Origin of the sequence: Pedobacter sp. KLB.chiD (genome assembly GCF_047040275.1) — a bacterium.
Taxonomy (GTDB): Bacteria; Bacteroidota; Bacteroidia; order Sphingobacteriales; family Sphingobacteriaceae; genus Pedobacter.
In genome coordinates this window covers 452,688-479,163 of the sequence record NZ_CP178207.1, presented here as the reverse complement: position 1 = coordinate 479,163, position 26,476 = coordinate 452,688, and the positions used below count along the sequence as shown (strand labels likewise).

Genomic DNA, 26,476 nt, shown 5'->3' with positions numbered 1-26,476 from the left:
GTATGCCAAAAAAGCCCCGATGTTACAACGGGGCTTTAATTTATATCTGGTTGGGTTTAATCAACGTTATCGTGCAGAAAAGAATTATTAGGTCTAATCTCTGTACCGCCGTCCTGATCGTTGCTTAAAGTAAACCTACTTACCTGCGATTCGGAAGAATGCTGAACTTGTTGCAACTGCATTTGCTTACGTTTGTAAGCGGGTTCATTTTCCAGTTCCTGTAAACCATTGGTTGTGCGCAATTTCATGCTCAGATCTTTTAAACGCAAAATACGTTCTTTAGATTTTTTCAATTGCTCTTCCATTGATTCGTCACTTTTATCATCATCTAAGCCAACCACCGGCATCTCGATTTCAGGTTCAGGCTGCGGCATAGGAGCCGCTTTGGCAACTGGTGTTTCGAATACAAAATTGGTTTCAGCCAATTTAACTTCGAACTCAAATCCGGTTTCTTTGGCTTCTTCTACCTGAGGCTCCTCTTCAATTAAAGTATGGCGAACCACATTATTTTCGGGCTCCTGAACTTTTTGAGGTTCAGATTTACTGAACATCCCACCAAAAAGATCTGCCTGCGAAACTTCTTCCTTGGTTTTTAAAACAGGCTCATAAGATGGTGCTGCTTTAGGCTGAATGAAAGAATTTACTGGTTCAACCGGACGAACAAGCGGTGCTTCTTCTGGTGTTAAAAGTGATATTTTCTTTTTATTTTTTTCTTCTTTTACGCGTTCTTCTGAAGTTTGGAAACCTGTTGCAATAATGGTTACAGAAAGTTTATCACCCAAAGATTCATCTGTACAGTTACCCCAGATCAAATCAGCTGATAAACCAGCTTTCTCCTGGATATAATCGGTAATGATTGAAACCTCATCCATGGTTACTTCACGCAAACCAGAGCTGATATTCAATAAAATATAACGGGCCCCTTCAATTTCATTATCTTTTAATAACGGGGAAGCCAAAGCACCTTCTACTGCCTGTAATGCACGGTCATCGCCCTCTGCGGCGAAACTACCCATAATAGCCACACCGCTATCTTTCATTACGGTACGAACATCCTTAAAATCCACGTTGATATACCCCGGAACCGTAATAATTTCTGCAATGCCTTTTGCAGCCGTTGTTAAAATATCATCGGCCTGGCCAAAGGCAGAACCTAAGGTTAAGTTTCCGAATATTTCGCGAAGGCGGTCGTTGGAGATAACCAGATAAGAATCTACATATTTTTTCAACTCTTCCAAACCCTCATCGGCCTGCAGTCTACGTCTTTTTCCTTCGAAAGAAAATGGCGTAGTAATGATGGCTACAGTTAAAATGTCAAGCTCCTTAGCTGCTTTAGCAATGATTGGTGAAGCGCCTGTTCCGGTACCACCGCCCATTCCAGCTGTAATAAAAAGCATTTTGGTGGTATTACCCAACATGGCCTTAATATCATCTATATTTTCTATAGCGGAGTTTTTACCAACTTCAGGAATAGAACCAGCGCCCATTCCTTCAGTTAAACTAGCGCCTAATTGTACCTTGTTAGGTATAGGACTAGATTCCAAAGCCTGGGCATCTGTATTACAAATAATAAAATCTACACCAGTAATACCAGACAGGTACATATGGTTCACTGCGTTTCCGCCACCACCTCCAACACCAATAACCTTGATGATAGAAGATTTATCTTTTAACATTTCGAACTGCATATCTTTATGAATCAGTTGTTTAAAAATTTTAAATTCTGTTCATTACTCCATGTAATATTAACACTTTTTCAACAGACGTTTTCCACAAGTGTTAAGAATGTGGAAAACTCTTTCTTTGTTGAAAAATAATTAGCTTTTCAGGTAATCTTCATCACTCACATTCATATCATCCTGAATGAAAGTTCTTGTTTTTGCCAGTAATTTATCAAACAAACCTGGTCCACGTTTTTCTTTTTCTTTAGCTGTTTTTGGTTTTTCGACAAAAACACCGGGTTGCTTCATTTCCTCAATCAACTCTTCTGCTTTCTGAATCCCTTTAATTAGCAAACCCACACTGGTTGCATACATTGGGCTTTTCAGATCATCATAGATAGCTTTAGGCATATCTTCATATTTAGACAAATGCTCGTTCGGGTAACCGATACGGCAATCTAAACCGGTTACATACTCAACCGCCTGAGATAAGTGCTTTAATAAAGCACCGCCACCGGTAATTACAATACCACCGATCAGTTTTTTCTCATATCCGGAAGATTTGATCTCGTAATACACGTGTTCAATAATTTCTTCCATGCGTGCCTGAATAACGTAGGCCAGATTTTTAACCGAGATTTCTTTTGGTTCGCGGCCACGTAAACCAGGAACGCAAATAATCTCGTTTTCTTTGTTTTCTTCAGCCAATGCCGAACCGAAACGCGTTTTCAACAACTCAGCCTGGTTACGCATTACAGAGCAACCCTCTCTGATATCTTCGGTAACACTATTGCCACCGAATGGAATAACAGCGGTATGACGAATAATACCTTCGTGGAAAATAGCAATATCTGTAGTACCACCACCAATATCAACCAATGCAATACCCGCTTCTTTTTCTTCCTCGCTCAACACCGATTCAGACGAAGCCAATGGCTCAAGAATTAAATCCTGAGTCTGTAAGCCTGCATTGTTTACACATTTGATGATATTTTTTACGGCAGTAACCTGACCGGAAATAATATGAAAGTTAGCTTCAAGGCGAACCCCTGCCATACCGATCGGATCTTTGATTCCCGGCTCATTATCGATGGTAAACTCTTGCGGCAATACATGGATGATCTCCTCACCCGGTGGCATTACCAGCTTAAACATATCATCAATTAACTTATCAATATCCTTTTTACCGATTTCGTTGTTTAATTCTCTTCTTGTTAAAATACCCCTGTGCTGTAAGCTCTTAATGTGCTGACCAGCGATCCCCACATTTACCACCTGTATTTCTACATTGGATTGTCCGCTTGCCACTTCAACAGCCTGAGCAATGCCCTGTACTGTTTTTTGAATGTTAGAAACCACCCCACGCGTTACTCCGGCTGATTCTGCCTTTCCTATTCCTAAGATTTCTATCTTACCGTGTTGCGTTCTACGGCCTACGATAACACAAATTTTTGTAGTACCGATATCCAATCCTACTACAATGGGCGACTGACTGGTAAATTTTGCCTTGTCCATATTTGTTAATTTTGCTGAGTTTTATACTGTTTTTCCAGGGCTTTGATTTCTTTCTCTCTTGCTTCTTTTTCTTTTTTCAATTGCGCCTCAGATTTTGCCGGCTTTGGCTGTGTTGTTACCGTTTGCTTCGGTTTTTCTTTTTTATCCGCAGGTTTCGTTTCCTTTGGTTTTGTGGCTGACGTAACCGCCGGCTTTTTTACTTCTGTTTTAACTGGTGTTGTTTTTTGGGGTTCTAATTTTTTAGGCTCAGTTTTTTTAACTTCAACCCTTCGAACTTCAGTTTTTTTTGGTTCTTCTTTTTTTTGTTGACCAGACTCCGGGCGATCATCCATTGCCGCAACAATTGTACTATTGATTAAGGAGTCGGTTACACTTCGTTGTATCCTCAAACTATCTGCTGCAGAAATTGTTTTAGCTTTTTTTCCTAATTCTGTAGAATCTCTTTTTTCGCAAACAATTTGGTTGGTATACTTAATATTGATGGTTCTGTAAGTATCCCATCCTACCTGTGGCATCGCCTTTTTGTAAAACAGCAACAGGTTTTTCATCTTCTTTTCGAGCGAATCGGCATTACCTAAAATAATGCGCTGATTACCGACCCTTGGTATCAGTTCGATATCATTTTTCTGATCAACCACCACCTGCTCGATCTGAGAATCCCAGAGTGTATCTTTTTTAATGAACTGTGCAGTTTTATATAAATCTCTTGCCAATTGTGTATGTAAGGTATCAACCCTACTACCAAAAACTTCTGTAATATGCCCTGTTGCCACCAACACATTAGCCGTGAAGTTTGATGAAATAGGCATTTTCAGTCCGTCATTATCAATGTAAAAATCTTGTCCGTTTTCGTTCAATATGCGAAGGATAGGCTGACGCTGTTTTACTTCAATATGAAGTACCCCATCCATATCCACATATACTTTAGCAAAACCGATGTAAGGGTTAGACTGCAGTTTTTTCTCGATTTTATGGATATTGATATTCTCGAGGTTACGACCTAAAAGTACTCCCTGATCTTCTTTCAAAATCGCGTCGATCTCTTCGCGTTCTATAAAATTATCTGCCCCGGGGATCAGGATCTTAACATCTGTACATTTAACCGTCCGTTTCTTTACATTGATAAAACTCAAAAGCACCACCACCCCTGCAAGGCTGATGAGCCAGGCAAAGCCGGTAAAAATTGCGCCCCAGTTTATCCGTTTAAGCATTGTTCAAAGCATTTTTAAGGGGTTCGATAATCGTGTCGATATCTCCCGCGCCAACTGTTAAAATTAATTCAGGTTTCGTATCTTTAACATACTGAACCACTAAATCTTTTCCACCTATTTTTTTATCTGCAAGCGTGATTTTATCCAACAAAAACTGAGCATTTATGCCATCAATCGGCAATTCTCTTGCCGGATAGATCTCCAATAGCATGAGTTCATCTACCGTGCTTAAAACTTTTGCAAATTCATCTGCAAAATCTCTTGTCCGTGTGAATAAGTGCGGCTGAAAAATTACCGTTAACTTTTTATCCGGATATAACTGCCTTACCGCATCAAAACAAACCCTCAATTCTTCAGGATGATGTGCATAATCATCAATATAAATCTGATTGTCATTATTTACAATATATTCAAAGCGGCGTTTAACGCCCTTGAAATTAGCAACAGCCAGTTTTACCTTCTCAGTATCAATGCCCAATTGCAGGGCAATGGCAATGGCAACCGTTGTGTTTTCTACATTGTGCTTGCCCGGGAGCATTAAACTGATATTTTTTATGTTTTGGGTACTGTCTCTATAATCGAAAAAAAATCTGGAGCCTTCTACCCTTAAATTTTCTGCTTTAACTGCTGCTGTTGAACTTGCCGCGTAACCGATGCTTTTCTCCAGCGGCAATCCTTCGTGCGCATAAAGTATACCTTTGGCTTTGAGCTGGCCGGCAAATAAACGGAAAGATTCTTCGAGATGACTTTTATCTCCGTAAATATCCAAATGATCGGCATCCATCGAAGTAACCACCGCTACATCAGGGTGCAGGGTAAGAAACGAACGATCGTATTCATCAGCCTCTACCACAACCACATTATTTTTTCCGAAAAGCACATTAGTGTTGTAATTGCTGGTTATGCCACCTAAAAAAGCAGTGCAATCGTAGCCGGTATCTTTTAAAATATGTGCAACAATAGATGATGTGGTGGTTTTGCCATGCGTACCTGCAATGGCAATGCAGAACATTCCCCTACTGATAATGCCTAAAACTTCTGAACGTTTTTTTAATGTAAAACCTCTGTTTATAAAGTGGTTTAAAATATTCGAATCTTTTGGAATTGCTGGTGTATAAACAACAAGGGTATCATCCTGATGACCCAGAAACCCATCAGGCAATGAAGATTCTTCATCAAGATAGGTAATAAGAATACCTTCCTGCTCCAAGGTTTCAGTCAGTTTAGTCCGCGTTTTGTCGTAACCACAAACCACCTGTCCGCGTTTAGCAAAATAACGGGCAAGCGCACTCATGCCGATACCACCGATACCTACAAAGAAAACCCTATTTATTTTACTTAATTCCATTTTTTTTAGCTAAAAGCAAAAAGACCAAAGCTTAAGGCTGTCTGTCTTTCTCCTGTTTTATTTTGTTATTTTCTATCGCTTTAAGATTGCTGCCCCGCAATGACGATCTGTCTTTGCTTCGGCGTTTCTGCTTTAGTCTTTAAGCTTATTTAATCAATTTCAATACTTCTCCGGCAATAATTTCATCCGCCTTTGGCAATGCCATTTTAGCCAGGTTCCAGGCCAATGTTTCGCACTGTTCTTTATTTGTTAACAATGCCAACGCTTCTTTTACCAGCATATCTTCTGCAGCTCGATCATTAATTAATATGGCTGCTCCATTTTTAACCAGGGCCATCGCATTTTTGGTTTGATGGTCTTCGGCTACATTTGGTGAAGGCACTAAAATCACCGGCTTTCTGATCAGACAAAGTTCTGCGATGGTTCCCGCTCCTGCCCGGCTGATAATGACATCGGCAGCGGCATAAGCCAGATCCATTTTATTTAAAAACTCCAGGATCCGAACGTTTGGATGATAATCCAGCCCCAATCTTTCTATAACCCCTTTGTAGTAATATTTACCGGTTTGCCAGATCACCTGTACATCTTCCGCAACAATTTCAGCTAAGTGTTTTTCTATTGCCTTATTTAATGTTCCTGCACCTAAACTTCCACCGGTAACCATAATGGTTTTTTTCAGTGGATCTAGCTTTAATAATTCGGCTCCTGCATGGTGTTTGCCTTTAATATCAACTACTTCCTGGCGTACAGGATTTCCTGTTTTTAAAATCCGATCAGCTGGAAAAAACTGTTCCATACCATCAAAAGCGACACAGATTTTCGAAGCCTTTTTACCTAACCACTTATTGGTGATCCCTGCGTAAGAATTCTGTTCCTGTATGAGGTAAGGAATTCCTTTTAATGAGGATGCATACAACAGTGGTCCGGAAGCATAACCACCAACACCAACTACTGCATCGGGTTTAAAATCATTAATAATCTGCATGGCTTTACGCACACTACCGATTACCTTTAGCGGAAGTGCCAAATTTTTAACAATCGAGCCGCGTTGCATGCCGCTAATATTTAATCCTATAATTTTATACCCTGCTGCAGGAACTTTTTCCATTTCCATGCGGCCCAGGGCACCCACAAATAAGATTTCACAGGTTGGAACCATGCGTTTTAGCGCATTGGCTATGGCTACGGCGGGAAAAATGTGCCCGCCGGTACCACCACCTGATATGATAATTTTTGGGGAATTATTCATTTTAATTGTTTATCTGTTTTTACTAATGCGTGCACTGAGTTCTCACAGAGGGCACTGGGCTTAATTTTTAACCGCAAAGCGCGCAAAGTTTTCGCAAAGCACACCAAGTATATTTTATCACTAAGGCACGAAGACACAACCTATTTTAGGGCCTTGGTTTGACTTTCCAACCTTTCAATTCTTTAAACATTCCCACTCTCAATCCTACGCCTTCAACCTTCCTACCTTCAACCTTCCCACCTTCAACCTTCCCACCTTCAACCTTCCCACCTTCAACCTTCAACCTTCCCACCTTCAACCTTCCCACCTTCAACCTGACTAGGCTATCGCAGGTATTTCACCAATTATTACTTTATTTTTAACCTTTTCCTTATCTTCTTTTGTTGCTGCATTGGCATTTTCTTCTACATCACGGCTTACGCTCAAAATAATACCAAAGGCCACACTGGTAAAAATCATTGAGGTACCCCCCATACTTACCAGTGGCAACGGAACTCCGGTTACCGGACCTAAACCAACGGCTACTGCCATATTTGCAAAGGCCTGAATGGTCAGACTGAAACTCAGTCCGGCGGCCAGCAGTGCCCCGAAAGCCTTGGGCGCCCGGGTTACGATCTTGATACATCGGTATAAAAGCACCAGGTATAGTATCATGATAACAATTCCTCCCACAGTTCCCCATTCTTCAATAATAATGGCGAAAATAAAATCGGAATACGGATGTGGTAGGAAATTGCGTTGTGTACTATTACCTGGTCCTTTACCAAAAACACCACCAGTAGCCAAGGCAATTTTTGCCTGATCTGCCTGGAAAGTTTTATCTGAATGCTGCATTTCAGGATGCATAAACGTATTGATACGCGACATGTAGGTTTTTCTCCTCGGTCCCAAAAAGAAAACAAACAACAACAGGACAAAACCTCCGGCACAAACAATCGCGATCTGTTTAATACTGATTCTCCCGATAATCAACAGCAATATACTTACCCCAAACAGCATTAATGCTGTAGATAAATTGGCCAGTGCGATTAAAACAAATACCACACAAACCGAACCCATAATGGGTATAAATGACTCTTTAACGTTCTTAATATTTTCTTGCTTTTTGGTTAACATCCGGGCCAAAAAGGTAATTAATGCCAGCTTGGCCAAATCGGAAGTTTGAAAGGTCAGCCCAATTACGGGTATTTTCACCCACCTTGAAGCATCGTTTAGGTTGGTACCAAATATTAAGGTGTAAAACAACAAAGGAATCGTTACAATCATCAATACCTTCGAGATACCGGCATAATAGCGGTAATCGAGCAGGTGGGCGATATAAATCATACCTATACCCAGCAGTACGAAAATAAGGTGCTTGGTAAGCAACAATTTTTCTACAGCTTCTCCTTTTTTATAGGCCAGAGTACCCGTTGCGCTGTACACCGCCATAACAGAAATAAGCGAAAGCAGGATGATGATCAACCAGATCCATCTATCTCCTTTTGTTTTATTAAGTAGTGCCTGCAACATCTATTGAGCCTCCTATTATAATTCTCTAACTGCCGCCTTAAACTGGTTACCGCGGTCTTCATAATTTTTAAACAAATCAAAACTTGCACATGCAGGCGATAGCAATACGGCATCGCCGCGTTTAGCCAGGTGGAAAGCAATCTGTGTAGCTTCTTCTGCAGAAAAAGTATTTACAATGATCTCTACATCATCCTCAAAGGCATCATGAATGCGTTTATTGTCTTTACCCAGGCATACAATCGCCTTTACTTTACTTTTAACCAGATCCTTCAGCATGCCATAATCGTTACCTTTATCAACACCGCCCATGATCAGCACTACATCGCTCGTCATACTTTCTAAAGCATACCAGGTAGAGTTCACATTGGTGGCTTTACTATCGTTAATGAAATCAATCCCCGAAATTTTTGCCACATGCTCTAACCTGTGCTCAATATTCTTGAAATTACCCATACTCTCGCGGATGGACTCATTTCTTAATTCTAAAACTTTAGCCACAATGCCAGAGGCCATAGAATTGTAAATGTTGTGCTTGCCCTGTAAGGCTAAATCTAAAATAGACATGGTTAGTTGGTTATTAGGTTCTGTAAGGATATGTAGCGTATTTTCTTCTAGATAAGCACCTTTTTCCAATGTTTTAACAATCGAAAAAGGATAGGTTTTGGCAAGAGGCTTGGTTATAGCCATGGCTTTCAGGCTTTCTTCGTCGTCTGCACAATAGATGAAAATATCATCTGCAGTCTGGTTTTGAATAATGCGCATTTTTGATGCTGCATAATTCTCCAGTTTATAATCGTACCGGTCTAAATGATCGGGTGTGATGTTCAATAGAACTGCAATATCTGCCTTGAACTGAAACATATCATCAAGCATAAAACTTGAGATTTCAAGCACATAATATTCATAATCTTCTGTGGCCACCTGGGCCGCAAAACTCTGCCCGATATTACCGGCCAAACCTACATTTAACCCCGCATTTTTTAAAATGTGATAGGTTAACAAACTTGTGGTTGATTTACCATTGGAACCCGTAATGCAGATGGTTTTGGCATGGGTATACCTTTTGGCAAACTCAATTTCAGAAATCACCGGAATGCCCTGGGCAACCAGTTTTTTAACGATAGGTGCTGTTGGCGGAATACCCGGACTTTTTATTACTTCGGTTGCATTCAAAATCAATTCTTCAGTATGCTTTTCCGATTCGAAGGGTACACCAAGCTTTTCTAAAACAGCTTTATATTTATCGGTAATTATACCATAATCAGAAACAAATACCTCAAAACCTTTGGCCTGCGCCAGCCTTGCTGCACCTACCCCGCTTTCACCAGCTCCAAGAATAACCACACGGCCCTGCCCGGTCATTGCTGACTTCGTATTGCTTGATGTGATGTTATTCGTGTTCATTGTTTTATATTTTAGTATTAAGTGATTAGTATCGGGTATCGAGACACTACTATTACACTTTTATTTATTTTTCATTTACTGATCTACTTAAACCTTACACCCTCCACCTTTAAACCTTCCACCTTGAATTACCTCAATTTCAATGTCACTATGGTCATAATCGCCAGCATGATTCCGATAATCCAGAAGCGGGTTACAATCTTGGCTTCGTGATATCCTTTTTTCTGGTAGTGGTGATGCAAAGGCGACATCAGGAAAATCCTACGGCCTTCTCCAAATTTCCTCTTGGTGTATTTGAAGTACGAAACCTGCATAATTACTGATACCAGTTCTACCAGGAATATTCCGCATAAAATCGGGATCAAGAGTTCCTTACGGATCATCAGGGCAAATGCGGCAATGATCCCTCCAATGGCCAGACTTCCGGTATCGCCCATGAAAATCTGCGCAGGATAAGAATTGTACCAAAGGAAACCCACGCATGCGCCAACAAACGCACCGGCAAAAATCATCAGCTCTGCCGAATTCGGGATATACATGATATTCAGGTAGTCAGCCATGATCGTATTACCCGATACATAAGCCAGAATTCCCAGGGTAATGCCAATTACAGCAGAAGTACCAGTGGCAAGCCCATCAATACCATCGGTAATATTGGCTCCATTTGAAACCGCCGTAATAATAAACACCGTAAAAATGAGGAATATGATAAATGCATACTTCTGATAATCGCCTCCCAAAAACTTCAATACCTTGGCATAATCGAACTCGTTATTCTTATAAAAAGGCATATTGGTTTTGGTCGATTTTACATCTTGCGTATAGTAAAAGGTTTCACCTTTCTGACGCAGTACCATCGGAACCGTAGAAGTATTTTTAACATTATCCTGAACAGTTTCTCTCACCACAATATTAGGATGAAAATACATGGTTGTACCAACAATTAACCCCAGGCCCACCTGGCCAACAACTTTAAAGCGACCCGCTAAACCTTCCTTATTTTTCTTGAAGACTTTAATGTAATCATCCAGAAAGCCAATTGCGCCCATCCAGATCGTGGTGATTACCATCAGAACGACGTAGATATTGGTTATATTGGCAAAAAGCAGTGTCGGTATCAGAATACCCAGCAAAATGATGATACCCCCCATAGTTGGCGTACCCTGTTTCTGCATCTGACCTTCTAAACCTAAATTCCGAACGGTTTCGCCCACCTGTTTCTTATGCAAAAAATCAATTAACCTACGGCCATATACCGTAGTGATGATCAGCGACAAAATGATAGAAATGGAAGCACGGAAAGTGATGTACTGGAACAACCTTAACCCAGGTATATCATAATGCTTATGCAGGTATTCGAATAGTAAATATAACATCAGCTGATTGGTTTTAATTGTTCAAGTAAAATTTCTTTATCGTCAAAATGGCTCCTTACACCATTAATTTCCTGATATTTCTCATGTCCTTTACCCGCAACAAGAATAATATCTCCTGGCTGCGCTAAATGACAGGCCGTTTTTATGGCTTCCCTTCTATCTAAAATGGATAATGTTTTACGTTTATTTGTGGGAGAAACTCCGGCTTCCATATCGTTAATAATGGTTTGGGCATCTTCCGTACGTGGATTATCAGAGGTGAGGATCACCTTATCGCTCCAATCGCAGGCCACCTGAGCCATTACTGGGCGTTTGGTTTTATCACGATCTCCGCCGCAACCGATTACCGTGATAACCTGTTCGGTTCCTTTGCGTATATTGGCAATGGTACTTAACACATTCTGAACAGCATCCGGGGTATGTGCGTAATCAACAATACCAATAATTTTGTCGACAGATGTTATATAATCAAACCTTCCTTCGGCACCGGATAAACGGCTCAGCATTGTCAGTACCTTTAACCTATCCTGCTCCAATAAAATTGCGGTTCCGTAAACGGCCAATAGGTTATAGGCATTAAAAGAGCCTACCAGTTTAAAGTATACATCCTCGTTATCAATATCTAGATGCAGGCCACTGAACTGGTTTTCAATAATCTTTGCTTTAAAATCGGCCAGTTGTTTAAGGGCATAGGTTTTTTTATGTGCTTTGGTATTTTGCAACATCACCATACCATTTTTATCGTCGATATTCGTCAATGCGAATGCCGTTTTAGGCAGCATATCAAAAAATGCCTTTTTCGCTTTCAGATAAGCATCAAAAGTTTTGTGAAAATCTAAATGATCATGCGTTAAATTTGAAAATACGCCGCCAGAGAAAGTTAATCCTTCTATCCGGTGCTGGGCTACGGCATGCGAACTCACTTCCATGAAACAATAATCGCAACCTGCGTTTACCATATCCCTTAAAAGTTGATTTAAGGCAATTGGGTTTGGTGTAGTATGCGTAGCTGGCACAACCATATCATTGATGTAATTCTCTACGGTTGATATCAGCCCGGTTTTATAACCCAGATCTTTAAATAATTTAAAAAGAATGGTCGCAATGGTGGTTTTTCCGTTGGTTCCGGTAATACCGATCAGTTTTAAATCTGCTGATGGATTTCCAAAATAATTACCGGCCATAATCCCCAGTGCTACCGACGTATTGTCTACCTTAATATAAGTAATCGTAAAATCCTGGATTTCGGGTAAATTTTCACAAATAATTACCCCTGCGCCCTGCTGAACAGTCTGTTCAATAAACTGGTGTCCATCAACTAACGTACCTACTACTGCAAAAAAGATATCGTCCTTACCTACCTTACGCGAATCGAAATTCAGGGCATTGATCTGCCTATCGGTTTTACCAACCAATTCTTTAATCGTTACACCGTAAAGTAAATCCTGTAATTGCATTTTTTTTATTTTTTAGTATTAAGTAGTGAGTGTCAAGCAACAAGACCTTAAAACCCTACACCTTAAACCTTACACCTTAATTCAACTCTATCTGCACAGCTAATCCCTTGCCTACTTTCGTACCGGCAGCAATCGACTGACTGATCACTTTTCCCGAACCAAAGACCCTGGTTTTTAAACCAGCATTTCCTAACAGATACAAAGCATCTTTCAGGCCCATCCCTTTCACGTTCGGCATTACACCTTTGCGCTCGTTATTTTCCTGAAAAATTGTCCCTGCACTGGTATCGATAATATTGTAATATTCAGATTTAGAAGCAAAAAGAGGTTTAAACCCGAAAGCTTTATACACTTTTTGAGTCGCTTTACTCTGCCCAGCCTTTGTAGGTGGTGTTCCGGTATTGCCCACCAAGCGGGTAGGTACATCATTGTACATCTGCATATCGCTGGCGTAAATACGATCAGCAATTTCCCTGAATACCGGTCCCGAAACCGTAGCACCATAATAAGCACCCTTTGGATCATTGATCACGACGATTAATGAATACTTTGGCTTATCAGCCGGAAAATACCCTACAAAAGAAGCCTGATATTGCTTATTAGCTTTATATCCCTTATTCGCATCAGCCACCTGCGCAGTACCCGTCTTACCGGCAATCGGATATAATGGATTGTAAACCACCTGTTTCCCGCTACCTTCTGTTACCACCCCTTCAAGCATTTTTTTAATTTTGCTCAAGGTAACATCCGAACAGATTTTATCATTAATTACCCTTGCTTTGAACTGCTCGATCGGATTGCCCAACCTTCTGATCTCTTTTACAAAAATCGGTTGCAACATCTTGCCATTATTGGCCACCGCATTATACAAAGTCAACATTTTTAATGGGGTTAACTGCATTTCATAACCATAGGCCATCTGGGGAAGGGTCATGTTTTTGTTCCAGCTTTTGTTTGTTTTAGGATTTTTAACTACAGGCCTCGCTTCACCAGGAATCTGTAGATCCATTTTTTGATTCAGATGCCAATCATATAGGTGATCGGTAAATTTTATCGGATCGCTACCATAATGCATGTTAATCAGCTTTGCAATTGCAGCATTGGACGATGTTTCAAAGGCTTTTTTTGCGGTAACCGTTTCAATTTTAGGGTGCGAATCTGTGATCAGTTTTCCCGGAATCTGGTAATACCCGGTTCCGATCATGGTATTGGTATCAATCAGTTTATCTTCTAAAAGCGCCATATAGGAAGCCAGTTTAAAAGTTGAGCCCGGATCTTGATTACCCGCTATGGCATAGTTAAATTTCTCTTTATATACCCCTTCTTCTACTTTAGAGAAATTGGCCACCGCCCTGATTTCGCCAGTTGCCACCTCCATTAAAATCACTGTACCGTGATCGGCCTGCGACTTAATCAGCTGCTTCTCTAATGCACTTTGGGCCAGATCCTGCATATTCACGTCAATAGTCGAGATAATATCAGCTCCATCTTTGGGCGCAACTTCAGCTTCTTCATTTACCGGGATATAAACCCCTCCTGCAATGCGCTGCATCAATCTTTTTCCGGTCTCGCCATTGATGTATTCTTTATATGCACCTTCCAAACCCACACCATTGGCTACATTTTCGTTTTTATACCCGATGGTACGGGCAGCTAAGGCCTGAAAAGGAAGAATACGTTTATTCTGCTGCACGGCAATTAAGCCACCACTATATTTACCGATATTATAAAGCGGAAAGGTTCTGATCGTTTTGAGATCGGCATAACCTACTTTACGGTGAATCAATAAATAACGTGCACTATCCTGCCTGCCTTTACGCAGGTAACGGGCATATTCCTTAGCCGTTTTATCCTGAAAAATCTGTGATAATTTATATCCCAGCGAATCTACTTTTTCATTAAATACCTTATCATCAGCAATACCGCCGGCAAACATATCCATACGCAGCTCGTATTCCGGTATCGAGGTAGCCAGCAAACTGCCGTCGTTAGAATAAATATTCCCACGGGTAGCTTCCACATTTACATAACGCGTAGAAAGACTATCTGCCATAGCTTTCCATTTTTTCCCCTGTACAAACTGCACCTGACCGAGGCGTAAAAACACCGCGAAAGCAAAAAGCACAATTAAGCCAAATGCCAGATATACACGAAGCAAGATGTTTGCTCTAATATTCATCGCTTTTAACAATTATTTTTTTTGGTGGTTCAATCAGTTCTTTTATACCAAGGGTATCTACCTTTTTAGCAACCTCCGTCAATTTACTTTTGAACATCAGGTCGGCCTTAAGGGACTTATACTCCCATCTTAATTCTTTTACTTCTTTATTTAATTTATCAATACGACGTACATTGTTCACCGCAAAATGGCTATTGGCAATATAAATCATGCCCAAAAAAGCCAGAAAGCACAAATATGGCAAAGCATCGGTCGCCGCCTCTTTACTTACCAATCCATCATTAAAAAGCTTGCTGATGAAAGAGTTGCTATCCATTTTTTCTTCAGCAGTTTTCGGCTTTTTGGGCGCAGCTTTTAATTCCGGCTCAGGTCCAGTTTCCTCTTCTTCTATCTCCTCTCTAAACCTGTTCATATTTTTTCTGCAATTCTAAGTTTGGCACTGCGGGCACGATTATTCTGCGCAATTTCCTCATCCGTGGCAACAATCGCTTTACGCGTAATTACATTAAATGGCTTTTGCTGATTTCCGAAAAAATCTTTTTCTACCTCACCTTGAAATTTCCCTTTCGCCATAAAGTTTTTAACCGGCCGGTCTTCCAATGAATGATAAGACATGACCACCAAATGGCCACCCGGCTTTAACACCTCGGCCGCTTGCTGTAAAAAATCTTCAAGCACCTGGATTTCTGCATTCACTTCTATCCTAAGTGCCTGAAAAACCTGCGCCAGGTATTTATTTTCTTTTCCCTTTGGGATATAGGCCGATATAGCCGATTTCAAACTATTGATATCAGTGAAAGGCCGCTCCAAACGCGAAGTAACAATAGCACGCGCTAAAGATTTTGCATTTTTAACCTCGCCATAAATTCCGAATATTTTATGTAGCTTATCTTCAGAATAGGTATTCAGGATTTCAGCTGCCGTTAACTCCCGGTGCTGATCCATTCGCATATCCAGATCGGCATTGTGACGGATGGAAAAACCACGTCCAGGCACATCAAACTGATGAGAAGACACCCCTAAATCAGCCAGAATACCATCAACCTGCCTGAAACCTTTCAAGCGAAGGTTATTTTTCAAAAAACCAAAGTTCTGGTCGATAAAAACAAAACGCTCGTCAGCCGGAATGTTAGCCTGCGCATCAGGATCCTGATCAAAAGCAATCAGCCTGCCTTTCGGCCCAAGATGTTTTAAAATCTCTTTAGAATGACCGCCACCACCAAAGGTTACATCAACGTAAACCCCATCAGGTTTAATATTCAAACCATCAATACAAGGCTGCAACATTACAGGCACATGGTAACTATTCTCCATCAGCACCTCCTTTCTTATCACCCATCACCTTTTGAGCGAGGCTGGCAAAATTAGCCGGCACATCATCAAAAATATCTTCGTAAGATTTTTTATCCCAAACTTCAATACGATCTAACTGACAAGCCAACACCAGATCACTACCGATACCCGCATAATCAACCAGCGATTTTGGTAATAGCACCCGACCGGCCGCATCAAGCGAAAGCTCGGTTGCTCCACGTGTAAAAGCCCTTACAAAGGCCCGGTTTTCCTGATCGTAAATATTAAGTTTAGAAAGATCAGCTACAACAGCATCCCAGACTTTCTTTGGATAGATAACCAGGTTTTTTTCAAAACCACGGTTGATGATTAACCCTTCCTTCTCAGATTCAGGCAATTGTTTCTTAAGCGCAGCAGGCACCATAAGGCGGCCCTTCGCGTCAAGTTTACAATCAAATTCTCCTAAAAGTTGGGTCATAGTGGTATCTACACTTTTTATCTAGTGTAAAAGTAAATAGTTCTACCACTTTTTACCACTTTTTACCACAAAAAAGTTTTCCACATCTTTTTTGTTACATTATTAGCTGCCTAATGTAGTCTCAGCAAGCCTCACCGCACAGTTAACAAACCATTAGCAACTGATAATAAGCAGCTTAAGCACATATCAGAGAAAAGTGTCACGTCTGCCCAGTTTTTCCGTCTAAAGTCAAATATTATTAAAAATGAGCATCTTAATAACTTATCGATGTAAAATATGAAGTCGGTATTACCCCTGTCTTAAACTTTTAACTAAAGGTACAGCGTAGTATCACAGCTGATCATATTGTTATTCATTTAAATAAAAAAGCCCTGCAAAGATCATTTGCAAGGCCTTCAATATAGGTATGGTTATCGCTTATTCGTTAATGGCTTTAACGCCTGGTAATTCCTTGCCTTCCATATATTCAAGTAAGGCACCGCCACCGGTAGAAACATAACTCACTTCATCCTCCATACCGAATTTGGCTATCGCCGCAGCTGAATCGCCACCACCGATTAAAGAAAAAGCTCCGTTATCTTTAGTTGCAGCCACTACCGCATCGGCAACGGCTTTAGTACCCACCTGGAAGCTTTCCATTTCAAAAACACCCATTGGTCCATTCCACAATAAAGTTTTGGAGTTTTTGATTACATCCTGAAATAATTGAGCTGTTTTAGGGCCGATATCCAATCCCATCCAATCAGCCGGGATATGACCTGCTGCCACATCCTGTTTCGCGGCATCGTTGGCAAATTTATCTGCAATAACCGTATCAATTGGTAAAATCAGGTTTACACCTTTTGCTTTCGCTTTTTCGATCAGTTCTAAAGAAAGTTCCTGTTTATCAGCCTCCAACAATGAGGTACCAATTTCTCCACCCTGTGCCTTGGCAAAAGTGTAAGCCATACCACCGCCAATAATCAGGTTATCTACCTTCTCTAACAATTTCTCGATCAAGAGAATTTTATCAGATACTTTAGCACCGCCCATAATGGCTGTAAAAGGTCTTTCAGCGTGATTTAAGATTTTCTCTGCATTTTCTACTTCAGCAGCCATTAAATAACCGAAGTATTTTGCATCCGGAAAAAACCGGGCAATAATTGAAGTTGAGGCATGTGCGCGGTGCGCGGTACCAAAGGCATCATTTACATAAACATCACCCAATTTTGATAATTTCTCTGCAAAGGCCACATCACCTTTTTCTTCTTCTTTGTAAAAACGAAGGTTTTCTAACAATAAAACTTCGCCCGATTTTAAATCAGCCGCCTGTTTTACTGCACTTTCGCCAATGCAATCGTCAGCAAACTTAACCTCAACACCAACAAGAGCAGATAAATCAGATAAGATGTGTTTTAAAGAATATTTATCGGTAGGACCATCTTTCGGACGACCTAAGTGCGACATTAAAATTACCGCGCCGCCATCTTTTAAAATTTTGGTAATGGTAGGTAATGCTGCTCTGATTCTTTTATCGTCGGTAATTTTAAATTCATCATCCAAAGGCACGTTGAAATCTACCCTGATTAATGCTTTTTTATCTTTAAAGTCAAATTGGTCAATGGTGTTCATGTTTAATTATTTTTGATTTAAGTTTAATTTCATTTCGTAATGAAAACCGATGCCAGGGATATCAAACTCCGGCGATTCGGTGGTAAAGCCGATTTTTTTATAAAATGCCGCTGCTGTTGAGCGGGCATTACACCATAAATAATCGGTTTTATATTCTTTCAGATATTCGATAGCAAAGTTAACCAATGCCGCCCCGTATCCCCTGCCTTCTGCATTTGGATGTGTGGCCATTCCCCTTAACTGATAACCTTCACCTTCTTCAGGGAAAAAATCATTGCGCATAAATGTGGCAACAGATTTAATTTCGCCATCTTTTAAAAAACCCAGGTGAAAGGTATCATAGGCCAGGTCGCCTTCAAAAACGCAAGCTTCGAATGGTTTGCCGTTCCGTAAAACCAGACTTCTTAAAGGCAGAACTTCTTCAGGAAGGATAAATTTGACCATATTTTTTAATTATCATCAGAGACATCCAAAACAGGACATCGCCCTTACTTGCACCGAAAACGTTTGCAAAGTTAATAAAGCAATTGAAACGCTCTAATAATAATGCCAGAAAGTGTTACTATTTCGATATTAAGCCCATTTCATCAACAATCTCAGCCAAAGTAGCCATAAAACACACATTGTATCAAACAGACCTACCATTTAATTGTTGATTACAATAGGTCAGAGTTAAAGGAGTAATCTGCATTTTTGACTGCTTAAAACGGACTTTTTAAGTAAAGCGAACTATCTGGTTAAGGGGTATTTACAAATGAGTTTTAGTTAGATTACCGGACTTAACCCATAACAATTGAATTCCAGACTTAATATAGACAAGTGAAAAAAGAAAACATCAAAACTACAGCAAGAATATTACTTGGCGCAGGTTTAATTACTGCGGGCGTTGGCCATTTAACTTTTGCCCGCAAGCCTTTCCAGGCACAGGTACCAGATTGGGTACCTTTGAAAAAAGACGATACCGTTGTATATTCTGGTTTTGTTGAAATTGCCCTGGGCACGGCTTTAATATTAACACCTGAAAAACATAAAGCTTTGATTGGCAAAATTGCCGCAGGCCTGTTTGTCAGCGTTTTCCCCGGAAATATTGCTCAGTACAAAAACAAACGCAGCGCATTCGGACTTAATACGGACACTAAGCGCCTACTACGCTTATTTTTTCAGCCTGTGCTTGTTTATTGGGCACTAAAATCAACCCAAAAGCCATAAATTAATTTACAGAAAGCGCATTGATTTTTTTTACCACATCGATTAAACGACTGCTGTAACCGTATTCATTGTCATACCAACCCACTACTTTAACCAGATCACCAACAATTGAGGTTAATAGCGAATCGAATATGCAGGAATGAGGGTTATCAATAATATCAATAGAAACAATGGGATCTTCGGTGTACTGAAGAAGGCCTTTCAATTTATTTTCGGCAGCATATTTAAAAGCCGAATTAATTTCTTCGATAGTGGTTTTCTTCTTTAACAGACAGGTAAAATCGGTTAAAGATCCGTTTAAAACCGGAACCCTGATTCCTGCGCCACCCAAACGGCCCTCCAATTCGGGAAAAATATGGGTAATGGCTTTTGCTGCGCCCGTTGTAGTAGGGATAATGGAAGATGAAGCCGCCCTTGCCCTACGCAGATCTTTGTGGTTGGCATCATGCAGATTCTGATCGCCGGTCATGGAGTGGATGGTTGTGATATAACCCTCTTCAACGCCCCAATTATCGTTCAAAATCTTAATCATAGGAGCAATATTATTGGTTGTACAGCTTGCATTTGAAAGTATCGCACTGGTTAAATCAATATGATCGTCGTTTACACCTAATACCACCATTGGAATATCATCGGCAGCCGGGGCAGAAATCAGTACCTGTTTCGCACCTGAAGCAATATGTTTTTCGGCTGACGGTCTGGTAAGGTTTCTGCCTGTGCAATCAACGACCAGATCAACATGCAATGCCGCCCATGGAAGTTCATCAGCCGATGCAATAGCAAAAACCGGAATCGACAGGTCATCAATCGCCAGCATATCGGGCTTAGCAGAAACATGGCCTGCAAAAATACCATGAACACTATCGTATTTAAACAAATGTGCCATTGTTCTGGCATCTGCCAGATCGTTGATAGCCACCACCTCAAAACCCTCGGCCATTGCCAAGCGTAAAAATGTTCTTCCTATTCTACCAAAACCATTTATTGCCAGCCTCATGATTATAAAAAATTAGAGCGCAAAATTAGTATTAATTTACCATAATGAAAGTGGGACACCGGAAGATGGAGATGCGATGATAATAATAAGAAGCCACGCAGCAACTATTTATAGTCTTTTTGGATAGAACCCGAAATTAATGGCTTTTTCTTTTTTTGCAGGATCAAGGTAAGTGACGTATTAAACACCACACAAAGACCAATGATGAGAAAAATGAGCATAAAATTTCCAAAATGCTGAAGCATAATGGTAGCTGCAATGATAACAAGGTTAAATCCGGCAGTAGAAAGTACAATCCAGCTGGGCTTAAGTCCCAATCGTTCTAAACGGTGATGGATATGGTTGCGGTCTCCTTTAAACGGCGAACGCCCCTTTAAAATACGAATGGTAAACACCCTTAAAGAGTCGAATATCGGCACTATGAGTATAGCTACTGCTATTGCAGGTGCCGAATAAAAGGCAGGTCTACTTCCTGGTGTAAATTTATTGGACTCGATAAACTTAATGGCCAGTGCTGCAGAAACAAGCCCAATAATAAGTGCGCCGGTATCGCCCATAAATATTTTAGCAGGAAACCAATTGTACTTTAAAAAGCCTGCAATAGCGCCTGCAAGTGCAAAGGCAATAAATGCATAAGCAACCTCCCCCATCGATGAAAACAAAACACCGAATACAAGGCTTGTTAATATGCCAATTCCACCTGCCAAACCATCTATGCCATCAATCAGATTAAAGGCATTATTTAAGAAAATAATCAACGCAATCGAAAAAAGACTTCCCCACAGCGGCACCATATCGCCTATGCCCAACACACCGTACAAACTTGTTAAACGAAAAGCGCCAAAAAATACCAGAATAAAGGCTACCACAATTTGCAAGGTAAATTTTGTATTGGTATTGGTTCCATAAACATCGTCTTTTAGCCCAAGCGCCGAAAGGATGATACAACTTGCGATTAAAAAATTGGCCTCTTTAAAATTGATTATGGCTGAAAAAAGCAGGATGCTCACCGTAAAGCTACCTACAATAGCCAGGCCACCTAAACGGGATATATTCCGTTTATGGCTTTTACGGTAAAGATCATTTTTATCAAAAAGACCATATTTCAGCGAAGTATAAATTATACTTGGAATACTGATAACCACAATGGAAAAGGCCAGAATAAATATGGCTGTATAGAAGTAGTGTGGGTTTGTATTCAGAATATTCTTAAGCAAAACGTTATGACTTGATAAACAAATATAAACAATGTACCCATAAAAATCAGTGTTGCCAGATCTTTAACTTGACATAAATCAACGACATGGAAGAGGTCCTCAATAAAGATTAAAACTGGCTGATTTTGCTCAACTTTTTCCTCATCACAGCGAAAAGCGGATAAGGAATTTTATTTCTTTTAAGGGCCTTATAATCATTAACAAAGGCAGCTAACCTGCTCCTTAAAGAATGGTTACTTATACCACCTGCACGCATGCTTACCATTAAGAGCGGCAAATATACCGCCACAATCTTATGGGTAAAAAAGTATCTTAAGATTAATTCGTAATCTGCGGCGGTACCTAAATCCAGGGAATAATCTCCATTTACCCCAAACAACGATCTTTTCAGATAAAGTGTGGGGTGAGCGGGCATCCAGCCTTTTTTAAGATCTGCATAGGTATTCTGTTTTGATTTCCACGTTCTGATAATGCTATTTGCGGTAGGATGAATGTAATTAAGGTCGCCATAAAGTCCATCTATTTCTGGCCGGTCGATAAAGGTTTTGGCTACTGCTGCCAGCACATGGGCGTCAGCAAATAGATCATCGGCATTTAAAATCCCAACCACCTCTCCTGTTGCATTCCGGATCCCTTTATTCAGGGCATCATATAAACCTTTATCTTTTTCTGAAACAAAGTAATCAATAGCAGATCGGTTTTTTTGGATAATCTGCAATGTCCCGTCTGTCGAGCCTCCATCAATTACAATATACTCTATATCATTATATGTTTGTTCCTTTACAGAATTAAAACATTCTTGCAAAAAGGTTTCTGCATTGTAAACAACTGTGATAAGGGATATTTTCATGATTAAACCGGGATTTTGCAGCGTTTTAAATATCTAAAACCTAAAACCAGGGTAAATATAAAAATAAAGGGGGCACACATAGGGCATAATCTATAAGAAAGCTTTAGCGAAATGGTTTAAAGTTTTTTATTTTTTCTGAAAATAAAAATGCTAAAGAGACTGGCAGCTGCACCAAAAAGCCAGGTTTGGCCGTCGAGGCCGCATTCTACCATTGTGAATACTCCTTCTCGTCCATTAACAGTTGTTCCTCCAACACATAACAGCCCTACAGCATTTATAGTGCCGAAACACACACTACAGGGTGCAGTTGAAGCAGATGTCCAGTTGCAATAATTACTAGAAAGTGATGCCGATGAAGAATTACTGTAAAGTCTCAGTCCAGCCAATGAAGTGTAAGTAGTATAAACTTTATTATCAGGAAGTAAACAACCACTAGCCGTTCCTTGCGCGAACACAGTTAAAGAACTTAAAGAAAAAACTAATATAATGATAAGCAAACTCCTCTTCATTTCATATCGATATTTCGATATAAAATTAGCCAGCTTCCATTGTGTATTCGTTGTTCTTTTTGTTCAAGTCTTATCTTAAGCTGAACCAGTTACATTTTAAACTTAACAGCTGCATCAGTAAAAAAACAACCGCTCAACCATTAATCAGTATTCCTATTTCATCAGCCGAGGATACAAATTTTGGTATTCTCATAACTGTTAATTTTAAGATTAAAAATGCACTAATTCCAAATAGCAAGTTTTTGTTGTTTTCTTAGAAAAACAAAGGTAAATGCTGCTGATGCCACAAATAATATTGATATCGAGTCATCTAAAGGTGCATTACACTGATTATAATTATTATAATTTATAGTCCCTAAATTACCTTGATATATGCTGCCATTTATATTGATAAAGCAGGGTGACCATGTTTGAAACCATACATAACTATTATTAGGGTTAATTTCACCGCAGTTAGGATTGTTATATGTACCATTAATTACACCAGAAGCATCATTATAATAATGATATAAAAAAATACCCCAACCGGGGCGGATATCATCTTTCCAATAGCTTGTATAGAATTTATTATTCGAATATGACCAACATGCATAATTGGAGCCAGGATTTCCAGCAAATAAGTGAAGAGAACAGGTAAAAATAATTAATGTAAAAACTAGTTTTTTCAATGGAATAAGTAAATAAAATATTTTAAATGAACCGTCGATTTAAAAGATCAAAATTTTCAAAAAAACCAAAAAGCGGTCTAATTACAACTACAAAATTAACCTATTTAGACAAGGAATAAAATGAACAAAATGTCAATTCAGGTTGAAATGACAAGCGGGAAAATGCGAAAAACGAGAGAAAAGTGGGTCTGCTTTGTTTAAAGGCACAAGTTGGCAGGAATCGTCTGTTGATGATTATTGTAAACACTTGATTAAAGTCAACAACAAAATTGTTACCTACTCTCAAAATTCTGCTATGTCGCACAAAATCTCTCTTATATCATGTCAGAAATGTACAATCTTACATGAACGGAAATAAAAACCAGTGTGAATAAAGGTTATTAAAATGATATTTTTTCAGGGTATTAATATGTATAAATCAACATTCCGGTAACTGATATTTCTGTTTGATTAAGATGATGAAACTATTGGCAAATGATAAGAAAATAATGCATGCCCAATCGACATCATACACGTAACAGTAGTACTACCTTGAATTCAAACGCTCAGCCCGAAGAAAACCTTTTAGAATGACTTACCTTTCCAATACCAGAACTTAGCCGGGCATAGTTTCGTTAACCTAAATACAATTGATTTTCTAATAACATTGTCCGGATGTAATCTGCCTAAAATGAAAAGTGTTAAATAATTATAAATGAGTAGCATGTAAATACGCTCTTGATGCCATCATTTATTTAAACTGCTTCTGTTGGATTTTAAGTTGGCCAATCTATTAAAATATTTATCGGCTATAGGTACAGAAATTTACCACCATGCTAAATAAAAACTATATTTGTTTTGTTTAATATTTGTGATTAAACTGCTGTCTGACTTTCCAAAAGCCTAAGCAGCCAAACGGCAAAAGCATAAATATGATATTCTGATCTACCGGTAGATTGTTAGCAGGCGCGTTACAGGGATAATTAGGATCAGCATCAGCGTAATATGCGGGATCGTTATATCTGTAGTCTACCTCCTCATTTGATTCACTACCACCACTATTGCTATTATAATTGGCAGAAAGGGAAGCTGCTGTTCCACATCTTCCACTGTAAGTTGCCGTAATCTCCTGAGCTGCATTATAATGTACATTGGAATTGGAAGCAGCAACATATCGGGTACCCGCTGAATATATATTTATATAACCACATCTATAGCCAGCATAACCATTACCGTTAATTATTGGTACAATGGTAGAAGAATTGGAACTATAAACCCTTATTGATTGATTCGGATCTCCATTATAAGTTGCCGTTCCTAAAAATTGTGTAGCTACAGAATTTCCCAGGCTGCAGCCTCTTCCGGTGATTTGAGCTAATGCTAGATTAAAAAAGGCCCCTGAAAGAAGGATAGAGACGAATAATAAAAACTTCATAAAAAACATATTTAGTATTTTTTATACTACAATATTTTACAAATATTGTAAATTTAGAAGTTATAAATGCAGCCTTAAATAGTCTGGTTCTAAAAAAGACATTAAAAAAAACAAAACACCCATTTGTTTGTGAGCGCAATTTGCTTTAAAATATGGATCGTGGGCGTTTAAAAGGGGATATTGTGAAAAATGTAGCGCTTTAAGAGCTATCATCAATCTATTGACAAATATCATAAACAAAATAAGCAGCCCTCCATTAATCGTATCAGCTAATGCTGTTTAATCAATAAGTCGGATGAGCATAAAATAGAATGGAATAACTAATATCATTGATCCGGATCAAAAAATCTTTCATCAGTGTAGAGAAAAAATTTCATTTTTAATTTTAGCTTTGTCTGTAATATTATTTAGCCGTACACCTATTATTAGTTTCAGATGCGTATACTTTTCAATCTAGCTGTTATACCCTTATTTTTATCTTTTTTTTGCACTGCTAATGCTTTTGCTTCTATACCAGTCTCTTCTGTGCCTCCTCCCCCGAAAGGCTGTTTAGTTGGATCGAGAATGTACACTCAGTATTTGCGTAATGTTTATGTATACGATCCGAATAATGCCAATAATGTAAACGAGTATCGCTATATCTTCAGTTCTAGCTATTCCGTTCCACAATCGTGCATCAGTGGTGGAAACGTTTTTTCCGGTCCCAGCCCAAGTGGTTCCGGAACGGTTCAAATTGGTTGCGATCTAGATAAGACTAGTTATGCATCTTCAGTCCATAACCCATCTTATGAGAATTTTACCGTAAATTGTCCGTTAGATGATCATATTGGCTTGTTGTTATTTTCCTCAGTTGCTTTAATTCTTTTCCTTTTAAAAAGACAAATAAGGAGCTTCTGATTTTACATAGTTAAAATCAATAGGTATCTGAATAGACGCTGTCTATCAAGTTCATGGTGATTATTTAGTTAGGATATATCAACCAATTGATGGAATAATGACAGGTTTCTGCAACATTTGCATTGATTGATATGATATTGGCATATTTCTATTATCCTGTAGAAAAAATCCACCTAAAAGCGTAAAACTTTTTGATTAATCTATATCAATCTAAAAAACTTCTATAAATTCGATTACATTTATTTAATCAATTTTAAAATTGAAAATTTAAGAAGGGAAAGATATTGTCGATGAGGGAGACTACCGAATGAAGCCAATCAGACATTTTGCTCATGCTTTAATATGTAATAAAAAGGCTTGAATTCTAAATTAATTTTTTTTAAGCATCTTTAACGTATACTTTTGTATTTGTGCCCCGATC

Annotated in this window: 22 protein-coding genes; 1 reads left to right on the top strand and 21 read right to left on the bottom strand. The window is 39.3% G+C overall.

All coding sequences use genetic code 11. The features are described from left to right. Window positions 1–56: 56 nt before the first annotated feature. The 15 genes from ftsZ to ACK1I8_RS01885 form a co-directional block, all read right to left on the bottom strand. Window positions 57–1,688, bottom strand: coding sequence for a cell division protein FtsZ (ftsZ, locus tag ACK1I8_RS01955; protein ID WP_412467689.1), 1,632 nt, complete (start codon window positions 1,686–1,688; stop codon window positions 57–59). Window positions 1,689–1,817: 129 nt separating this feature from the next. Then, window positions 1,818–3,176 (bottom strand): cell division protein FtsA, encoded by a 1,359-nt coding sequence (ftsA, locus tag ACK1I8_RS01950; RefSeq protein WP_086545007.1) that lies wholly within the window; start codon window positions 3,174–3,176, stop codon window positions 1,818–1,820. 5 nt (window positions 3,177–3,181) lie between these two features. Beyond that, complete coding sequence (locus ACK1I8_RS01945; protein ID WP_412467688.1) at window positions 3,182–4,387, bottom strand: cell division protein FtsQ; 1,206 nt, start codon at window positions 4,385–4,387, stop codon at window positions 3,182–3,184. Further along, window positions 4,380–5,735 (bottom strand): UDP-N-acetylmuramate--L-alanine ligase, encoded by a 1,356-nt coding sequence (gene murC / locus ACK1I8_RS01940; protein WP_412467687.1) that lies wholly within the window; start codon window positions 5,733–5,735, stop codon window positions 4,380–4,382. Before murC ends, ACK1I8_RS01945 begins: the two co-directional genes overlap by 8 nt. A gap of 145 nt (window positions 5,736–5,880) precedes the next feature. Next, complete coding sequence (gene murG, locus ACK1I8_RS01935; RefSeq protein ID WP_412467686.1) at window positions 5,881–6,984, bottom strand: undecaprenyldiphospho-muramoylpentapeptide beta-N-acetylglucosaminyltransferase; 1,104 nt, start codon at window positions 6,982–6,984, stop codon at window positions 5,881–5,883. Window positions 6,985–7,302: 318 nt separating this feature from the next. Next, complete coding sequence (locus ACK1I8_RS01930; protein ID WP_205056697.1) at window positions 7,303–8,496, bottom strand: FtsW/RodA/SpoVE family cell cycle protein; 1,194 nt, start codon at window positions 8,494–8,496, stop codon at window positions 7,303–7,305. A 15-nt stretch (window positions 8,497–8,511) separates the two neighbouring features. After that, window positions 8,512–9,900 carry a UDP-N-acetylmuramoyl-L-alanine--D-glutamate ligase gene (gene murD / locus ACK1I8_RS01925; protein ID WP_412467685.1) on the bottom strand — a complete coding sequence of 463 codons (1,389 nt, stop codon included), beginning with the start codon at window positions 9,898–9,900 and terminating at the stop codon, window positions 8,512–8,514. Between the two features lie 128 nt (window positions 9,901–10,028). Further along, complete coding sequence (gene mraY / locus ACK1I8_RS01920) at window positions 10,029–11,276, bottom strand: phospho-N-acetylmuramoyl-pentapeptide-transferase (protein WP_412467684.1); 1,248 nt, start codon at window positions 11,274–11,276, stop codon at window positions 10,029–10,031. Further along, entirely contained in the window at window positions 11,276–12,733 is a 1,458-nt protein-coding gene (locus ACK1I8_RS01915; protein WP_412467683.1) for a UDP-N-acetylmuramoyl-L-alanyl-D-glutamate--2,6-diaminopimelate ligase, read from the bottom strand. The genes mraY and ACK1I8_RS01915 overlap by 1 nt, the downstream gene beginning before the upstream one ends. Before the next feature lie 76 nt (window positions 12,734–12,809). Next, entirely contained in the window at window positions 12,810–14,912 is a 2,103-nt protein-coding gene (locus ACK1I8_RS01910) for a penicillin-binding protein (protein WP_412467682.1), read from the bottom strand. After that, window positions 14,902–15,324 (bottom strand): FtsL-like putative cell division protein, encoded by a 423-nt coding sequence (locus tag ACK1I8_RS01905; RefSeq protein ID WP_412467681.1) that lies wholly within the window; start codon window positions 15,322–15,324, stop codon window positions 14,902–14,904. Before ACK1I8_RS01905 ends, ACK1I8_RS01910 begins: the two co-directional genes overlap by 11 nt. Beyond that, a complete protein-coding gene (gene rsmH / locus ACK1I8_RS01900) occupies window positions 15,321–16,226 on the bottom strand; it encodes a 16S rRNA (cytosine(1402)-N(4))-methyltransferase RsmH (RefSeq protein ID WP_412469341.1) in 906 nt (301 codons plus the stop codon). The genes ACK1I8_RS01905 and rsmH overlap by 4 nt, the downstream gene beginning before the upstream one ends. Then, a complete protein-coding gene (gene mraZ / locus ACK1I8_RS01895) occupies window positions 16,216–16,683 on the bottom strand; it encodes a division/cell wall cluster transcriptional repressor MraZ (protein WP_412467680.1) in 468 nt (155 codons plus the stop codon). Before mraZ ends, rsmH begins: the two co-directional genes overlap by 11 nt. Before the next feature lie 417 nt (window positions 16,684–17,100). Continuing rightward, window positions 17,101–18,294: a phosphoglycerate kinase gene (locus tag ACK1I8_RS01890; protein ID WP_412467679.1), complete on the bottom strand. Its 1,194-nt coding sequence runs from the start codon at window positions 18,292–18,294 to the stop codon at window positions 17,101–17,103. A 6-nt stretch (window positions 18,295–18,300) separates the two neighbouring features. Beyond that, entirely contained in the window at window positions 18,301–18,738 is a 438-nt protein-coding gene (locus ACK1I8_RS01885) for a GNAT family N-acetyltransferase (protein ID WP_412467678.1), read from the bottom strand. Between the two features lie 375 nt (window positions 18,739–19,113). On the opposite strand from ACK1I8_RS01885, the gene ACK1I8_RS01880 reads away from it, so the two are divergent. Continuing rightward, on the top strand, window positions 19,114–19,503 hold the full coding sequence (locus tag ACK1I8_RS01880) for a hypothetical protein (RefSeq protein WP_412467677.1): 390 nt from the start codon (window positions 19,114–19,116) through the stop codon (window positions 19,501–19,503). Window position 19,504: 1 nt separating this feature from the next. Here the strand turns inward: ACK1I8_RS01880 and gap are convergent, their stop codons facing one another. The 6 genes from gap to ACK1I8_RS01850 all read right to left on the bottom strand — a co-directional run bounded on the left by gap (window position 19,505) and on the right by ACK1I8_RS01850 (window position 25,158). Further along, window positions 19,505–20,500 (bottom strand): type I glyceraldehyde-3-phosphate dehydrogenase, encoded by a 996-nt coding sequence (gene gap / locus ACK1I8_RS01875; protein ID WP_412467676.1) that lies wholly within the window; start codon window positions 20,498–20,500, stop codon window positions 19,505–19,507. A gap of 104 nt (window positions 20,501–20,604) precedes the next feature. Further along, a complete protein-coding gene (locus tag ACK1I8_RS01870; protein ID WP_412467675.1) occupies window positions 20,605–21,717 on the bottom strand; it encodes an MraY family glycosyltransferase in 1,113 nt (370 codons plus the stop codon). Window positions 21,718–21,826: 109 nt separating this feature from the next. Further along, window positions 21,827–22,567 carry a glycosyltransferase family 2 protein gene (locus tag ACK1I8_RS01865; protein ID WP_412467674.1) on the bottom strand — a complete coding sequence of 247 codons (741 nt, stop codon included), beginning with the start codon at window positions 22,565–22,567 and terminating at the stop codon, window positions 21,827–21,829. A 116-nt stretch (window positions 22,568–22,683) separates the two neighbouring features. Then, window positions 22,684–23,022, bottom strand: coding sequence for a hypothetical protein (locus ACK1I8_RS01860; protein ID WP_412467673.1), 339 nt, complete (start codon window positions 23,020–23,022; stop codon window positions 22,684–22,686). Between the two features lie 275 nt (window positions 23,023–23,297). Then, window positions 23,298–23,744 carry a hypothetical protein gene (locus ACK1I8_RS01855; RefSeq protein ID WP_412467672.1) on the bottom strand — a complete coding sequence of 149 codons (447 nt, stop codon included), beginning with the start codon at window positions 23,742–23,744 and terminating at the stop codon, window positions 23,298–23,300. Window positions 23,745–24,585: 841 nt separating this feature from the next. Next, the gene (locus ACK1I8_RS01850; protein ID WP_412467671.1) at window positions 24,586–25,158 is read right to left on the bottom strand and encodes a hypothetical protein; all 573 of its coding nucleotides are present in this window, start codon (window positions 25,156–25,158) and stop codon (window positions 24,586–24,588) included. Between the last annotated feature and the right edge of the window lie 1,318 nt (window positions 25,159–26,476).

Bases quoted from the DNA above. Each gene is read 5' to 3' on its own strand.
- ACK1I8_RS01905 (WP_412467681.1), bottom strand. From the start codon at position 15,324: ATGAACAGGTTTAGAGAGGAGATAGAAGAAGAGGAAACTGGACCTGAG.
- ACK1I8_RS01910 (WP_412467682.1), bottom strand. From the start codon at position 14,912: ATGAATATTAGAGCAAACATCTTGCTTCGTGTATATCTGGCATTTGGC.
- ACK1I8_RS01885 (WP_412467678.1), bottom strand. From the start codon at position 18,738: ATGGTCAAATTTATCCTTCCTGAAGAAGTTCTGCCTTTAAGAAGTCTG.
- murD (WP_412467685.1), bottom strand. From the start codon at position 9,900: ATGAACACGAATAACATCACATCAAGCAATACGAAGTCAGCAATGACC.
- murC (WP_412467687.1), bottom strand. From the start codon at position 5,735: ATGGAATTAAGTAAAATAAATAGGGTTTTCTTTGTAGGTATCGGTGGT.
- ACK1I8_RS01850 (WP_412467671.1), bottom strand. From the start codon at position 25,158: ATGAAGTTTTTATTATTCGTCTCTATCCTTCTTTCAGGGGCCTTTTTT.
- murG (WP_412467686.1), bottom strand. From the start codon at position 6,984: ATGAATAATTCCCCAAAAATTATCATATCAGGTGGTGGTACCGGCGGG.
- gap (WP_412467676.1), bottom strand. From the start codon at position 20,500: ATGAGGCTGGCAATAAATGGTTTTGGTAGAATAGGAAGAACATTTTTA.
- ftsA (WP_086545007.1), bottom strand. From the start codon at position 3,176: ATGGACAAGGCAAAATTTACCAGTCAGTCGCCCATTGTAGTAGGATTG.
- ACK1I8_RS01930 (WP_205056697.1), bottom strand. From the start codon at position 8,496: ATGTTGCAGGCACTACTTAATAAAACAAAAGGAGATAGATGGATCTGG.
- mraZ (WP_412467680.1), bottom strand. From the start codon at position 16,683: ATGACCCAACTTTTAGGAGAATTTGATTGTAAACTTGACGCGAAGGGC.
- ftsZ (WP_412467689.1), bottom strand. From the start codon at position 1,688: ATGCAGTTCGAAATGTTAAAAGATAAATCTTCTATCATCAAGGTTATT.
- ACK1I8_RS01915 (WP_412467683.1), bottom strand. From the start codon at position 12,733: ATGCAATTACAGGATTTACTTTACGGTGTAACGATTAAAGAATTGGTT.
- ACK1I8_RS01945 (WP_412467688.1), bottom strand. From the start codon at position 4,387: ATGCTTAAACGGATAAACTGGGGCGCAATTTTTACCGGCTTTGCCTGG.
- rsmH (WP_412469341.1), bottom strand. From the start codon at position 16,226: ATGGAGAATAGTTACCATGTGCCTGTAATGTTGCAGCCTTGTATTGAT.
- ACK1I8_RS01865 (WP_412467674.1), bottom strand. From the start codon at position 22,567: ATGAAAATATCCCTTATCACAGTTGTTTACAATGCAGAAACCTTTTTG.
- mraY (WP_412467684.1), bottom strand. From the start codon at position 11,276: ATGTTATATTTACTATTCGAATACCTGCATAAGCATTATGATATACCT.
- ACK1I8_RS01890 (WP_412467679.1), bottom strand. From the start codon at position 18,294: ATGAACACCATTGACCAATTTGACTTTAAAGATAAAAAAGCATTAATC.